Genomic DNA, 13,031 nt, shown 5'->3' with positions numbered 1-13,031 from the left:
CCTCATGACAGCGCTGGAGCACGCCAGCTTCGATCGCCTTGCCCCACCGCTGCAGCGCTGGTTGTGGGAACAGGGCTGGTCGGAGTTGCGACCCGCGCAGGCGCAAGCCGTGGCGCCGATCCTGGAGGGCCGGGTCGATGTGGTGATTGCCGCCGCCACCGCCTCCGGCAAGACGGAGGCCGCTTTTCTGCCCCTTCTCACCAGGCTCTGGCAGGGCGGTGGCGACGGCGTCGTGCTCTATGTGGCACCGATGAAGGCGCTTATCAACGATCAGCACGAGCGCCTGAGCCTGCTTTGCGAGCGGCTGGAGATCCCCGTCTGTCCCTGGCATGGCGACATCAGAGAAACTCCACGTAAACGCTTTGTCGCTGCGCCCCGTGGCGTGGTTCTGATCACGCCAGAGTCGCTGGAGTCCCTGCTCTTTCATCGTGGCGCCGAGTTGCGGCATTTGTTCGGTATGCTGGAAGCGGTGGTGGTCGACGAGTTGCATGCCTTCATCGGCTGCGAACGCGGCCGCCAGTTGCAATCGCTGCTGCATCGCCTGGAGGCCGCCCTGGCGCGACGGGTACAGCGGGTCGGACTGTCGGCTACCCTGGGTAACATGGCGATGGCAGCGGATTTTCTCCGGCTGGGCGAAGGAAACGATGTTCGTCTGATTGTCAGCGCAGCGGAAACAAAATCGCTGCGGCTGCTGGTGAAAGCGGTGATGCAGCCAGCCGACGACAGCGATAGCGATGACGCGGCCCACACCCACATTGCGGCGGCCTTGTTCAAGCGCCTGCGCAACGCCAATTACCTGATCTTTCCCAACAGCACGGGCAGGGTCGAGTTCTACGCCGATGCTCTGCGGCGCCATTGCGAAGCGGCCGGCTTGCCGGTGACCTTCTTCCCGCACCACGGCCGCCTGGGAAAAGCGGAACGTGAAAGCACCGAATTTGAACTCAAACGCGGCAGTCTACCGGTCAGCGCTATTTGCACCGGCACCCTCGAAATGGGTATCGACATTGGTGCCATTCGCGGTGTGGTACAGATCGGTGCTCCGGAAACGGTCGCCAGCCTCTGTCAGCGCGTTGGACGGGCGGGAAGGCGGGACGGCGAAGTGGCAGAACTCTGGCAGTATTGCGTGACCGAAGAACCGGCTACCGATTCCGGCCTGGTGACGGGGCTGCACGCGGATCTGTTGCAGTCCATCGCGGTGACCCGGCTGTTTCTGGCCAGATGGTACGAGCCTCCGCCTGCCAACTCGCTGCATTACTCCACCCTCGTGCAACAGATCCTCAGTCTGATCGGCGAGCGGTGTGGTGTGATCGCGGCAGAGGCTTATCGGATCCTCTGTCTGGGTGGACCGTTTCGCGACATTGGCGAAGCCGATTTCATCGAACTGCTGCGCAACCTGGCGGCGAACGAGCTGGTCATGCACGATGGCAATCGCGTCCTCCTGCACGGTCGCGTAGGCGAGAGGCGGGTGAATCACTACACCTTCTTCGCCGCCTTTCAGGACAGTCGCGAATACCGCCTGCTGCACCGCTGGCAAGGAATTGGGCACGCTGCCTTTGAAACGCGCCCATGGCATCGGCGACGCGCTGATTTTTGCCGGGCGACGTTGGCAGATTGCCGCGATCGATCATGACAAGCTGCGCGTGGAACTGATTGCGGCCAGCACAGGCAAACTGCCCAGAACGGGCGGCTCCGGCATGCCGATCCATGATCGTGTGCGCGATGAAATGCAGGCCCTGGTGCTCGGAAGCGATTACCCGGAATGGCTCGATGCCACTGCTTGCAAGATGCTCGCCGCAGCGCGCCATCACTGCGCTGACCTGGGGCTGGACGCGAGGCACCTGATCGCGGAAGGACGGACCGTGTATCTGTTTGCCTGGCGAGGCGACGCCACGCAGGATGCGCTGGCTTGCCTGTTGCGAGCGCGTGGGTTGCCGGCTGAAAACATGGGCATTTGCCTGCGAATAGGCAGCACCACGGAGGCCGAGGTCGGCGATACCCTGGCGGCAATCGCCACTGCGCCGCTGCCCGATCCGGCGGATATTCTCCAACGGCAGGAAATCGGTACGCCCGAGAAGTGGGACTGGGCGCTGCCCGACCGCCTGTTCTTCGACAGCTTTGCGTCAAGACGATTGAACCTGGCTGCAGCCCGTGACTTGGCCTCGCGCGTCCATGTGGCTCACCCAACGGGTGAGCTTCCGTTCGCCCTGAGCAGCCCGCGTAGCGGGCGTGTCGAAGGGCTCTCGTGTCATCACCAGAGGTTCTAGGCTGAGCAACCGGGCCTTGTCGTATCTCGAACGGGGTAAGCCGGAGCTTGCCGAGCAGGCCTGGCAGGTGGCGCGGCAGACCGACACGCGACATATCGAGGCGATCTACAACTACGGGCTGTACGAGTGGCGAGCGGCGCGGCTATTTGTGGACCGGGCCGCAACTGCTCGCTCACAAACGATCACTCAATGGTGGCCGACTTGGTCGCAGTCGGCGTGTTGAAGCGGGATGATGCACGCACGCATCCCGACAAGAACGAGGTGCTGCGAGCCATCGGAATGGCGGTCGGATTCGCTCCGGAGATGACTCTGCCCATTGACTTCAGGCGACCGCGTGCTCCTGTGCTCGGACGGACTCTGGGAGATGCTCTCCGATCAGGAGATTGCCGAGGTGATGGGCGGCTATGGCTCGATGCGCCAGATCGCGACACAGTTGGTCGACCGCGCAAACCATTCCGGCGGGCACGACAACATTTCCGTGGTGGTGTACGAGCACCATGGGCGGAACACAAGGTGATGGGTTTCGCGCGAAGGTGAATTGCTGGGCCTGGACACCCTGCGTTTTGCTTGGCAGGTCGCCGGCATAGCCAGCACCTGCTTACGCTACTTCCAAACCCACACGCACTCGCCGGCCCAGCGCCGTGGCGATGTTCACCAGAGCATCGAGGGAGAACCGCGACACGCGCCCGCGCAACAGATCATTGATGCGCGGCTGAGTGACGCCGCAATGGGTTGCAGCGTCGGCCTGCTTCCAGTCGTTGTCCTTGATGATGGCTGCGATCTGCCGCATCAGTTCAGCGCGAGCCTGAAGGTTGGCGGCCTGCTGGGGTGTGTCGGCAATCGCATCCCACACGCTGCTGAAAGTCTCGGGCTTGGTCACTGGGCACCTTTCATCAATTCGGTGAATCGTCTCTTGGCCAGTTCGACGTCGCGCTTGGCCGTCGTCTGCGTTTTCTTCTGGAAAGCGTGCAGCACGTAGACCGCATCGGCCAGCCTGGCCGTGTAGATCACGCGGTAGGTGCCGGTGTCGTCCCACATCCGGATTTCCTCGACGCCCTTGCCGATGGTAGGCATGGGCTTGAAATCGTCAGGCTGCTCACCGCGCTGCACCTTGTCCAGTTGGTAGCCCGCATCGTGCCTGACCGACGGGCTGCAGGCCGAGCGCGAGCAGGGAATCACCATCGAAGTCGCGTACCGCTACTTCACCACCGGCACGCGCAAGTACGTCATCGCCGACGCGCCGGGCCACGAGCAATATACCCGCAACATGGTCACCGCCGCGTCGACCGCCGACCTGGCGATCATCCTGATCGACGCCCGCAAAGGCGTGCTGACGCAGACCCGCCGCCACTCCTACCTGGCCCACCTGGTCGGCATTGGCCACATCGTCGTCGCGGTGAACAAGATGGACCTGGTCGACTACGCGCCGGAGACCTTTGCCCGCATCAAGGCCGACTACCTGGCTTTCGCCGCTGGCCTGGGAATCGCCGACGTGCGCTTCATCCCCTTGTCGGCGCTGAACGGCGACATGATCGTCGACCGCGGCGAGCATCTCGACTGGTACGAGGGTCCGACGCTATTCGAAATCCTCGAAACCGTCCCGGCGATCCATTCCGAACACGCCGAGAAATTCCGTTTCCCGGTGCAATACGTGTGCCGGCCGCAGGATTCCGCCAACCCCGAGCTGCACGACTATCGCGGCTTCATGGGCCGCGTCGAATCCGGCGAACTGCCCAAGGTCGCCAAACAGATCGACGCCATGCTGTGCTGGCGTTCCGAGTCGCCGCTCGACCCGCGCCGCAAATACCTGCTGCGCCACACGACGCGCGACAGCAAGGCGATGCTCGCCGGCATCGCCTTCCGCGTCGACATCAACACCCTGGAGCAGCAGTCCGCCGAGAAGCTGGTGATGAACGACATCACGCGGGTCAGCTTCAAACTGGCCCAACCGATTCTTGACCAGGATCTTGACCGTATTGCCGACGGCGGCACGGCCTTTCGCCTGGTGATTGGCGAATACGGTTCCGGCAAGACCTTCTTCCGCAATCTCGTTCGTGGCGAAGCAATGAATCGCCTCGAGGCGACGAGCGTCTTGCTGATTTTCATGGCATTCATCTCGTGTCGGTCGCCTGCTCCGGCTAGGCGCCGATGTCACGACTCGAAGGCAAAGCCGACGCCGTAGATCGAACGGATCGGGTCCTCACCGGGGAAAGCCTGGACAAGTTTCTTGCGAAGGTTCTTCAGGTGACTGTCGATGGCGCGTTCCGAGACATCGAGATGGTCGTCGTAGAGCGCGTCGAGCAGTTGCGCACGCGAGAAGACCCGCCCCGGTTTGCCGGCCAGCGCCCGCAGCAGCCGGAATTCCTTTGGCGTGAGTTCGAGGCTCTTGCCGGCGACGCGCGCCTGTAAGGCATCAGCGTCGATTTCCAGCGCCGCACCGCCAATTTTCGGGCTGACGGTGACGCCCGCGCTCGACTGCGTGCGACGCAGCACGGTCTTTACGCGGGCCACCACTTCGCGTGGCGAGTAGGGTTTGCAGACGTAGTCGTCGGCGCCGAGTTCGAGGCCGAGCAGGCGGTCGATTTCGTCGACCCGTGCCGTGACCATGATCACTGGCAAGTCCGAGGTTTTGCGCAACTCGCGCAGAATCGAAATACCGTCCATCCCGGGCAGCATCAAGTCGAGCAACAGCAGGTCGGGCGGCGTTCGTCGAAGAACCGCCATGGCCGCCAGGCCGTCGGCCAGGGTGGTCGTTGCGAAACCGTCGCGCTGCAGGTATTCGGCGAGAATCTGGGCAAGGTCGACCTCGTCCTCGACGATCAGAATCTTTTTGCTCATGCTATCTCCAGGGGTAATTCGACGCAAATGTGCAGGCCGCCAAGCTTCGCTGGCGTCGCGCTGATCCGGCCGCCGTGCGCCTCGACCAGCGTCTTGCAAATCGACAGGCCGAGGCCGGAACCGCCGAAGGCCCGGCTGCGCGAGGCCTCGGCGCGAAAAAAGCGCTCGAACAGTCGCGGCAGCGCGGCTGGTGGTGGCCCTGGCGCGGTGTCGTCGAAGTCCAGCAGGAGCTGTTGCTTGCAGGCTTGCGCGGCAATCGCCAACTGGCCACCGGCGTCGGTATAGCGCAAGCTGTTCTCGAGCAGATTGGTGAATACCTGTGTCAGGCGTCCGGCGTCGCCCCGCACCCACCAGCCCAGGTCGACCAGGCGCGCGGTGTCAAGCCGGATATTGGCATCAAGGTAGCGCTCGCGAAACGCGGCGACGGTTTCTTCGAGTATCGCCACCGGCATCAGCAGACGCTGCTCCATTTCGCTGCCGCCGGCTTCGCGATCGAGGGTCAGGCGGAGATCGTCGACCAGCTTCGCGAGCTGCTGTACCTGCTTGTGCAACCGCACCAGCGTCGCCGCGTCGGGCCGGCGCACGCCGTCCTGCATCGCCTCGATCTCGGCGCGCAGGACGGCCAGAGGCGTCCGCAATTCGTGCGAGCTCTCGGCGATCCAGGCGCGGCGTGATTCCTCGACGCGGCCCAGTCGCACAGCCATGGCATTGAAACTGGCGGCCAACTGGCCGAGCTCGTCTTCGTTGCGCACGTCAATGCGCGCATCCAGCGAGCCGTCGGCGATCTGCCGCGCCGCACGTTCCAGATCACCAATCGGCGCCAGCAGATGACGCGCCAGCAGCCACGCGGCGAGCAGTGAGAAACCCAGCGCGGCCAATCCGGCGAAGAGCATGTTCTCGGTCTGGCTAGCCAGGAAGGCCGCATCGAGCGCGCGTCCCGACGATGGCACAGCCTGCAGGGTCAGCTTACCGACGACCTTGCCCTGGTAGGCAATCGGCGTTGCGGCACCGACGCCGCTCGCCTGTGCCTTACCCGCCAGCCACTGGCCGTCGGCGTCAAGCAGCGCAAGACGCTGGCCAATGCGCAGGATGTCGCCCGGCGGCGGCCTGCCGGGCGAGCCTTGCGGCGGCGTCGCAGCGGCGTTTGCTTCGCCCGCTGGCCGCCTTTCAACGTCGGGCGGTAGCGGGCGCCCATCCCAGGGCGGACGGGTGGCGCCTGGCCCTTGCCCGAACGGCGGCGGCGGCAAGCCGGGCGAAAAGCCACCCGCACGCTCCGGCAAGTGACGCTCCGGAGCGTTCCCCGAACTCGGACGCGACAGGCGCCGCCAGCTCTGCTCGGGTGCCGCGCGCACGAAGTCCCAGTTGCCGTGCCTGGCGTATTCGGCCTCGATATTGCTGACCACGCCGTCGAGGCCCGCCAACTCGGCGGCACTCGTGTAGCGCTCGAAGCCGTCGCCGAGATTCCAGCGCATGACCAGAGTGAGGAGCACGGCCATACTCGTCGCCAGAGCGAAGCTGGCGAGGAAGACCTTGCGTTGAATGGTCAGGCGGATCATGACGTCGATGTTTGCGGGTAGGCGGCCGACCAGGCCGGAACGCCATGATCGCCACGATTGCCATAGCCGACAAGCGCAGCGTCTACGATCGTCTGGCCGTCCACGACCAGTGAGAACGCCACCGGGCCGCGCGCTTCGGACAGCCAGCCGATACTCTCGCTTTCGACCTCGCCAAGAGCAGTCGTTAGCCGGTGACACGAACGCTGACACCAGAGGCGGCGAGCAGGGTCCCAGCTGCGTTCGCACTCGCTCTCGAGATTGCCACCAAACGGATGGCGCAAGCGCCGCGCCAGCCGCAGCGCTAGCGGCAGTGGCAACAGCGACGCGTCCGGCGCGTCGCACCAGTGCAGCCCTTGCGCGGCAAAGGGTGTCATCCCGAAAGCCAGGACGAAGGCATCGAGCAGCCGGTCCGGCGAACCCCGCCGCTCATGCAGAGCCAGCAGGCTGCGCGCGCTGCTGGCCTGGACGCGGCCACCGCTGGAAGAGACCAGGCTGGTTTCACCCAGCAAACCGACTTCGGCGGCCAGCCGCCACTCGCTCGCCTGCTCCCCGAACAACCATTCGCGGCCTGCCCTGGGGGCACAGGCCGCCGCTATCGACGGGGCATTAAGCACCGCCTCGACCGACTGACCCTCCTGCGGGTGGCCGTCGAGCGCGTATTCGCGGCCGTCGATCAGGCAGTGTGCGAGATGAAACGGCACCGTTGGCGAACCCAACCGGGGCCCGCGCTGGACGTGCAAGTGCAGGTGCGGCTGTGCCGAGCGGCCGGAATTACCGCAGCGACCGAGCAGCGCACCCGGCGCGACGCGCTGTCCCGGCTCGACCTTGATACTGCCGCGACGCAGATGCGCCAGCAACACATAGAGACCAGCACCGATGTCGATCAGGACGTGGTTCCCCCAGTTCTCGACCAGATTCATTTCACCCGGCCGGTTGTCGGCAATATCACCGCGACACGCCACGACATAGCCGTCGGCCGGCGACAACACCGGCTGGTCGAAAGCATGGAAATCGTTCAATCTGGCACCGTCGCGGCGATAGCTCTGGTCGTCGACGAGACGAACGAAATCGAGGGCATAGCGCCATTCGCCGCGATGCGTATGCGGACCATCGACCGCCTGCGATACCACCATGCGGCCCGCGTACGGTGGCAGCAGAGCAACGCTGCCGCTGGCCAGCCCGCGCGCGCTGGCCAGACGGGCGTTGACCATGCTGTCCTCGGGAGACGCCGGCACTGGCAGCCAGAATCGTGACCAGAACGTGCTGCTCTCGGCTCGCAAGGCCGCGCTGGCCAGCCAAACGGTGAGCACGAACGGCGCCGACAAGGGCGGCACGCCGAGCGGCATTGACAGCGCGAACATACCGGCCGACAGCGCGCTGGCGACCAGCACGGCACCGGCCGCAAGCAGCAGGGTCCGTCTGCTTGGCACGGCCAGCGTGCCGCCGACAAAGATCGCCACCAGAGCGCCGTTGAAAACTCCCAGCAAGGCCAGGCCCGACAGCGGCGTGCTGCTGGCCACCGACAGCAGGCCGCTGGCCAACAAGCCGCCAGCGATGGCCAGCAGGGCCAGGAGCGGCGAGGCCAGGAGTACGGCAGCGAGGACCAGCAGGCCGGCCAGCGGATGCGCCACAAAGAACAGTGCACCGACATGCGACAGGGCCGTTGCGCTGGCCGCCGGCAGCCAGTCGGGAAAGACCGGCCAGGCGGGCCACAGCGTGCGCAGCGGCAAGGCGATGGTCTTGGCCACCGCGAGCAGCGTCCAGGCGGTGCACAAAAATGGTGCGCCGAGCAGTGGCAAACCGCGCGCGCCGAACGGGCCGGCGAGCATCTGGCGCAGCGCGGTCGCCAGCGGCACGGCCAACAGGCCGCCAAATGCGGCCAGCGCAAGAGTCCGCGGCGGGCCGCCGTAGAACGCGCCGAGGGCCAGACCGGCGTAAATGGCGTTGAGGATCTCGGCCTCGCCAGGCAGGCCCGGCAAACGCAGCAAAGCGCGCGTCAGCAGTGCGCTGACGCCCGCCAGGAGGCCACAGAGACCCGTTGCCGGATCGCACAGCGTGGCCGCCAGGAGCAGGGCACCCACCACGCGCTGTCGCGCCAGGAACAGCGCGCCATAAGCGTCGAGCAAGCTGTGCAGGCCGTCGATCAGGACCTTCATCTCATCCTCCAGCCACGCGCAGGGCGGGGACAGGTGCTGCCGTTTGCCGCGCTGCTGGCGCCAGGTGCGCCGGCAGCCGTTCCTGGGCACAGACCACCTCGAGGTCCTCCGCCGCACGGATCAGGCTCACCTCGCGGTCACCGTGGATCAGCACCACAGCCGGACGGTATTCGATGAACTGCATCGACTGGGTGGTGTTGTAGGCGCCGACCGGCGCGATCACCAAACGATCGCCGACGGCCAGTGGCGGCAGTTGTACCGAGTGCCGCAGCACATCGATGTTCATGCACAGCGGGCCGTAAAGCACGGTGTCGCGCAGCTCGCCGCGCGCCGGCGAAGCGAGTCGCACCGGGTGGTCGTACCACAGCGCCGTAAACAGGGCGTTCAGACCGGCGTCGAGGATGGCAGCCGGGCGACCGTCGGCGGTTTCCTTGCGGCCGACCACCGAGGTGATCAAGCTCTGCGCGTCGTCGATCACCGCCCTGCCGCTCTCAAAAACCAGCGCCGGACGTTCTTCGCCGTTCTCGAGTCGATACGCCGTTCCGTCCAGGAAGGCCCTGCAGATCGCCTCGGCATATTCATCGAGGTCCGGCGTGGATTGCTCGGGCGGCAGATAGATGCCCTGCAGGGCGTTATTGGACGGCAGGCCACCGCCAATATCGATGTAGCTCAGGCGCGTGCCGTCGGCCTCGATCTCGCGGGCCAGCATGCAGAGCGTGCTCGCTGCGGCGGCGTAGGCGCGCGGGTCAAGGATGAAGGTGCCGATGTGGCTATGCAGGCCGTTGAGGCGCAAGTGCCGGCTGCCCTTTACCCGCTTGATTGCCGCGCGCGCCGCGCCAGACTCAAGATTGAAGCCGAAGCGACTCCAGGGCTCGCTGTAACCGGTCTTGAAATTGAGACGCAGCGTCACCGGGACGCGCTCGCGGCGTTCTTCGGCGATAGCTTCGATCAATGCCAGCTCGTCTGCGTGATCGACGTGAATCAAGGCGCCTTCAGCGATGGCCCGCTCGAGAATCGGACGCGGCTTGTTCGGGCCGTTGAACACGATGCGGTCGCCCGGCACGCCAAGCGCGCGCGCCTTTTCGTACTCGAAGCGCGACACCACTTCGGCCCACGAGCCTTCCTGGTGGAGGATCGAACAGACGGCACCGTTGTAGTTGGTCTTGTAAGACCAGCCATGAATCACCTTCGGGTAACGACTGGAAAAGGCCTGCGTGATACGCCGGATGTTGGCGCGCAGACGCGACTCAGAGGTGACGTAGAGTGGCGAGCCGTAGCGCTCGACCAGCGTTTCAACCGACACGCCGTCGATTGCCGACTGCGCGTCGGCAGCCAGCCGGCGCCGGCCAAACTTGTTCAGCGATGGCAACGTCATGGACTCTATGCGGGGGGCTTGCCAGGTCATTTTGGTCATTCTTTTCTCCTTGCGGGGTTCAGGCGGCGCGGCTGGCGAGCACGTGCGGACACGCCGTGCTGCCACTCATCGCGAGGGTGGCGATTTCATCAAGGGCGACGATCGTTTCCTGCGCATGGCGGATAAAGCTGGTGCCCGGACACGGCAGCGCCAGGTTGAGCTGCGACGGTTTGACGCCGTTCATCAAGGCCAGCAGCGCAGCCGGCAGATTGCGGCCAACACCGTGCGCGAGATAGATCCAGGCCGGAAAGCGCGGATTGATCTCGATCAGCTGCAGGGTGCCGGCCTGGTCGCGAAGCATCTCGATTTCGAGCGGCCCGCGCCACTTGAGGGCGTCGAACAAGCGCCGTCCGGCTGCGTGCAGGTCCGGGTCGTCGATGGTGACACCGGCCCAGGCCTTGCCCTTGTCGGTGAGTGCCTGTTTCTTCATCATCACTTCGCCGATCATCGCGCCACTGCCATCGCCAAGCGCCGTCAGGTTGACTTCCTCACCAAGAACGAACTTCTGGACCAGCACCGGGTAGCCCCAGGTGGCGACCAGCTGCCGGTAACGCTGGCGTGCTTCCGACGCCGAATACACCACATGAGCGTCGTAAAAAACGCCTTTGACCAGTAGCGGGTAGTCCCAGCCGTCGCCGCCGCAGTGGTCGAAGAATCGCTCGTCGACGAGGCACTGCACGTCGGGCGTGGCGACGCCGGCCGCTGCGCACAGCGCTGGCAGGCTATCCTTGTCGCGGCGGCGCAATTGCGCCCGCTGCGGCAACACGAGGCGAATGCCACGCCGCTTGAGTTCGTCTTCGACGGCAATGAAGTTGGGCAGTTCGGCGTCGAGACAGGGCAGCAGAGCGTCGACCGGGTCGTGCTGCAGGATTTCGTCGAGTCTCTCGAGAAGTGCCGCCGCGCCGGTCGCCGGATACGGTAGCAAGTGACCGCTGTCGCAGCTTTCCCGCAAATAGAGGCCGGCGTCAAGCGTCCCGTAGGCGAGGCCGATGATGCGGCCGCGAAAGCCCTCCGCCTGCCGCAGGCAGCGCGCCACGGCACAGCCCGGGCCGGGGTTGTCGGGCTTGGCGTTGATGCCGGTGAGCGCGATGTTCCAGCTAGTCCAATGCGGCTGATCGGCATGGCGGATCACGATACGCACCTCGTCAGCTGGTCGAGAAAATCGTCGACCCCCACCTCGACGACGGCCCTCGGCTGTTGGCAAAGCTCGACCAGCGCATCGATCATCGCCATCCGCGACTTCCCGTCCTGCATGATCAGCAACGCGACCTGGCCGGGCGGATTGACGCTGTAACTCCTGCCCGTTCGGGTGTCGAAGGTGTAGCCGTTCGCGTTCAGGACCAAAGCCCTGAGTCGCCGAGACCCTGGCAAGGGTGTTTCCATTGAATTCTCCTGTGGTTGGAGATGGCGGTAGTGGCCATCAATGGACGCAATTATGGAAAGCGATCTGGTAAGCGCGAGGGAGAAATCCGGGAGAAATTGCGGAGACCGCTCACGCTCTGGAACGTGGGCGTCGCCGCCGTCCGCCTGAAGGACGGCTTGCAGTTGGCGGGCGACCTGGTGGTGATGTTCGATGAGAAGCCTGTTGTGAATCCCATAGGCTCCTTCGATGATGCGATTTCCACTCTTTGTGCCAACCCATTGGTAGTCGTGGAATTCGAGCCGCTGTCACAAGATGAGGCACATGAGCGATAGGTGTGTCGTTGATTCCAAGCTCTGGCCTTGGAGTACATCAGCCGGGTAATTTGCTGCGCCAACACCATCAGCTCAGCTACTGCGATAGTCTGATCATCGCCGCCGCGCTCGACGGCAATCGCGCCTGTCGATCATCAGCGAGCGATCCATGGGTTGAGGATCGGGACCCCAGCCGGTTCAAAGTCAGCCACGTTGCGCGTGACGACCGTCATGCCATGCACCAGAGCGGTTGCTGCAATGAGGGGCCTTGCGTAGTTCGGAAACGACGTTTGTATCGAGGACAAACATCAGGACAAGTCCGCCTTCCGGCAAGAGATGCTCGCGCGCGGTGGCTCGAAGTCAACGTCCTCGATTCCGGGCATGGCCAAGATGTCGATGATGCTGGCCGACCCACTGCTGGTCAGCTCTTGGTACGCCTCAATGGATAGCAGCACATGCGCCAGCCGGCCACGATCCGTGATGAACACCGGGCCAGTCTTTGCTGCCTTTTTGGCCTTACTGGAATCCTGGTTGAACTGGCGGCTTGTAAGGGTCGTGATGGTCATGGCAAGCTCTCGTACATCCGGATAAATTAGAAACGTTACTATAAAAATCCCTATAGAGCCCTCTTTACCTCTGTTCCGGCGCGCGCGAGCATCGCGCCCATCGTTTCAGCAGGATTTGGGCTGGGCGTTTGCGTCACTCGATCGACCCGGGTGCTTCGTTGCCGAGCCTGGTACCGCCATGCTTGAAGAGACCCGTGAACCCCGAAGGCTGGATTCGACGCCCGGCTTGCGTCATACTCGCGGCCTTGATGGTCGCTGTCACCCGGCTAATGGTCCCTGTCCGCAACAACATCTCGGGCAACAGCGCGCTGGGGCATCGACCACTGACTTCCCGTCGACGGGAAGCTCCCGAAAAGCGCAGCAGCCAGCCACTCCAGATTTCCCCAGCAGGAGCCGTCATGTCGTTGATCTCATTATCGTATTCCGCCGCAGCGCAAGCGGTCCGGCGGGCCACCCTGGGTCTGGCCGGCGTGGCGCTTCTGTTCACGGCAGCTTGTGAGAAGGAGAAGCCGGCGGCGGCGCCGCCGCCGGTAGTGGAAGTGGTGACGGTGGCGCAGCAGGAC

The 13,031-nt window shown here is 64.5% G+C and carries 14 protein-coding genes and 2 pseudogenes; 6 read left to right on the top strand and 10 right to left on the bottom strand.

Translation table 11 applies throughout. From position 1 onward, the window contains the following. Window positions 1-4: 4 nt before the first annotated feature. The 4 genes from ACCAA_RS19825 (at window position 5) to ACCAA_RS19810 (ending at window position 2,781) form a co-directional block, all read left to right on the top strand. Window positions 5-1,630 (top strand): DEAD/DEAH box helicase, encoded by a 1,626-nt coding sequence (locus tag ACCAA_RS19825; protein WP_186408975.1) that lies wholly within the window; start codon window positions 5-7, stop codon window positions 1,628-1,630. Continuing rightward, window positions 1,554-2,264 carry a hypothetical protein gene (locus ACCAA_RS19820; RefSeq protein ID WP_186408974.1) on the top strand — a complete coding sequence of 237 codons (711 nt, stop codon included), beginning with the start codon at window positions 1,554-1,556 and terminating at the stop codon, window positions 2,262-2,264. The genes ACCAA_RS19825 and ACCAA_RS19820 overlap by 77 nt, the downstream gene beginning before the upstream one ends. Window positions 2,265-2,280: 16 nt before the next feature. Then, window positions 2,281-2,487 (top strand): hypothetical protein, encoded by a 207-nt coding sequence (locus ACCAA_RS19815; RefSeq protein WP_186408973.1) that lies wholly within the window; start codon window positions 2,281-2,283, stop codon window positions 2,485-2,487. A gap of 93 nt (window positions 2,488-2,580) precedes the next feature. Next, on the top strand, window positions 2,581-2,781 hold the full coding sequence (locus ACCAA_RS19810) for a PP2C family protein-serine/threonine phosphatase (RefSeq protein ID WP_186408972.1): 201 nt from the start codon (window positions 2,581-2,583) through the stop codon (window positions 2,779-2,781). Window positions 2,782-2,862: 81 nt separating this feature from the next. Here the strand turns inward: ACCAA_RS19810 and ACCAA_RS19805 are convergent, their stop codons facing one another. Together ACCAA_RS19805 and ACCAA_RS19800 are read right to left on the bottom strand one after the other, a co-directional pair. After that, window positions 2,863-3,144 (bottom strand): helix-turn-helix domain-containing protein, encoded by a 282-nt coding sequence (locus tag ACCAA_RS19805; RefSeq protein WP_186408971.1) that lies wholly within the window; start codon window positions 3,142-3,144, stop codon window positions 2,863-2,865. Continuing rightward, window positions 3,141-3,446 carry a type II toxin-antitoxin system RelE/ParE family toxin gene (locus ACCAA_RS19800; protein ID WP_186408970.1) on the bottom strand — a complete coding sequence of 102 codons (306 nt, stop codon included), beginning with the start codon at window positions 3,444-3,446 and terminating at the stop codon, window positions 3,141-3,143. Before ACCAA_RS19800 ends, ACCAA_RS19805 begins: the two co-directional genes overlap by 4 nt. Between ACCAA_RS19800 and ACCAA_RS19795 the strand changes: the two are divergent. Next, window positions 3,397-4,446, top strand: a pseudogene (locus ACCAA_RS19795) (sulfate adenylyltransferase subunit 1); the annotation flags it as partial. The gene ACCAA_RS19800 and the pseudogene ACCAA_RS19795 overlap by 50 nt on opposite strands. On the opposite strand, the gene ACCAA_RS19790 reads toward ACCAA_RS19795, so the two are convergent. The 6 genes from ACCAA_RS19790 to ACCAA_RS19765 are packed head-to-tail and all read right to left on the bottom strand — an operon-like array spanning window position 4,416 to window position 11,611. Beyond that, complete coding sequence (locus tag ACCAA_RS19790; protein WP_186408969.1) at window positions 4,416-5,102, bottom strand: response regulator; 687 nt, start codon at window positions 5,100-5,102, stop codon at window positions 4,416-4,418. The pseudogene ACCAA_RS19795 and the gene ACCAA_RS19790 sit on opposite strands and share 31 nt — an antisense overlap. Beyond that, complete coding sequence (locus ACCAA_RS19785) at window positions 5,099-6,658, bottom strand: ATP-binding protein (RefSeq protein ID WP_186408968.1); 1,560 nt, start codon at window positions 6,656-6,658, stop codon at window positions 5,099-5,101. The genes ACCAA_RS19790 and ACCAA_RS19785 overlap by 4 nt, the downstream gene beginning before the upstream one ends. Further along, entirely contained in the window at window positions 6,655-8,814 is a 2,160-nt protein-coding gene (locus tag ACCAA_RS19780; protein WP_186408967.1) for an urea transporter, read from the bottom strand. The genes ACCAA_RS19785 and ACCAA_RS19780 overlap by 4 nt, the downstream gene beginning before the upstream one ends. 1 nt (window position 8,815) lies before the next feature. Continuing rightward, complete coding sequence (locus ACCAA_RS19775) at window positions 8,816-10,228, bottom strand: alanine racemase (RefSeq protein ID WP_186408966.1); 1,413 nt, start codon at window positions 10,226-10,228, stop codon at window positions 8,816-8,818. 19 nt (window positions 10,229-10,247) lie between these two features. Further along, window positions 10,248-11,360, bottom strand: a complete 1,113-nt coding sequence (locus ACCAA_RS19770; RefSeq protein WP_245754697.1) for an ATP-grasp domain-containing protein — start codon at window positions 11,358-11,360, stop codon at window positions 10,248-10,250. Continuing rightward, on the bottom strand, window positions 11,357-11,611 hold the full coding sequence (locus ACCAA_RS19765) for a PqqD family peptide modification chaperone (RefSeq protein WP_186408964.1): 255 nt from the start codon (window positions 11,609-11,611) through the stop codon (window positions 11,357-11,359). Before ACCAA_RS19765 ends, ACCAA_RS19770 begins: the two co-directional genes overlap by 4 nt. Before the next feature lie 30 nt (window positions 11,612-11,641). On the opposite strand from ACCAA_RS19765, the gene ACCAA_RS19760 reads away from it, so the two are divergent. Beyond that, entirely contained in the window at window positions 11,642-11,923 is a 282-nt protein-coding gene (locus tag ACCAA_RS19760; protein ID WP_186408963.1) for a hypothetical protein, read from the top strand. A 134-nt stretch (window positions 11,924-12,057) separates the two neighbouring features. Here the strand turns inward: ACCAA_RS19760 and ACCAA_RS22305 are convergent. Together ACCAA_RS22305 and ACCAA_RS19755 are read right to left on the bottom strand one after the other, a co-directional pair. After that, a pseudogene (locus tag ACCAA_RS22305) lies at window positions 12,058-12,165 on the bottom strand (VapC toxin family PIN domain ribonuclease); the annotation flags it as partial. 45 nt (window positions 12,166-12,210) lie between these two features. Further along, the gene (locus ACCAA_RS19755) at window positions 12,211-12,468 is read right to left on the bottom strand and encodes a type II toxin-antitoxin system Phd/YefM family antitoxin (RefSeq protein WP_186408962.1); all 258 of its coding nucleotides are present in this window, start codon (window positions 12,466-12,468) and stop codon (window positions 12,211-12,213) included. Window positions 12,469-13,031 lie beyond the last annotated feature (563 nt).

It is taken from the genome of Candidatus Accumulibacter aalborgensis, from assembly GCF_900089955.1.
Classification (GTDB): Bacteria; Pseudomonadota; Gammaproteobacteria; order Burkholderiales; family Rhodocyclaceae; genus Accumulibacter; species Accumulibacter aalborgensis.
This window is presented reverse-complemented; position numbering and strand designations above follow the sequence as displayed.

What these genes read in the sequence shown, in the direction of transcription:
- ACCAA_RS19775 (WP_186408966.1), bottom strand. Translation starts at nt 10,228, where the DNA reads ATGACCAAAATGACCTGGCAAGCCCCCCGCATAGAGTCCATGACGTTG.
- ACCAA_RS19780 (WP_186408967.1), bottom strand. Translation starts at nt 8,814, where the DNA reads ATGAAGGTCCTGATCGACGGCCTGCACAGCTTGCTCGACGCTTATGGC.
- ACCAA_RS19785 (WP_186408968.1), bottom strand. Translation starts at nt 6,658, where the DNA reads ATGATCCGCCTGACCATTCAACGCAAGGTCTTCCTCGCCAGCTTCGCT.
- ACCAA_RS19825 (WP_186408975.1), top strand. Translation starts at nt 5, where the DNA reads ATGACAGCGCTGGAGCACGCCAGCTTCGATCGCCTTGCCCCACCGCTG.
- ACCAA_RS19755 (WP_186408962.1), bottom strand. Translation starts at nt 12,468, where the DNA reads ATGACCATCACGACCCTTACAAGCCGCCAGTTCAACCAGGATTCCAGT.
- ACCAA_RS19765 (WP_186408964.1), bottom strand. Translation starts at nt 11,611, where the DNA reads ATGGAAACACCCTTGCCAGGGTCTCGGCGACTCAGGGCTTTGGTCCTG.
- ACCAA_RS19800 (WP_186408970.1), bottom strand. Translation starts at nt 3,446, where the DNA reads ATGGTGATTCCCTGCTCGCGCTCGGCCTGCAGCCCGTCGGTCAGGCAC.
- ACCAA_RS19790 (WP_186408969.1), bottom strand. Translation starts at nt 5,102, where the DNA reads ATGAGCAAAAAGATTCTGATCGTCGAGGACGAGGTCGACCTTGCCCAG.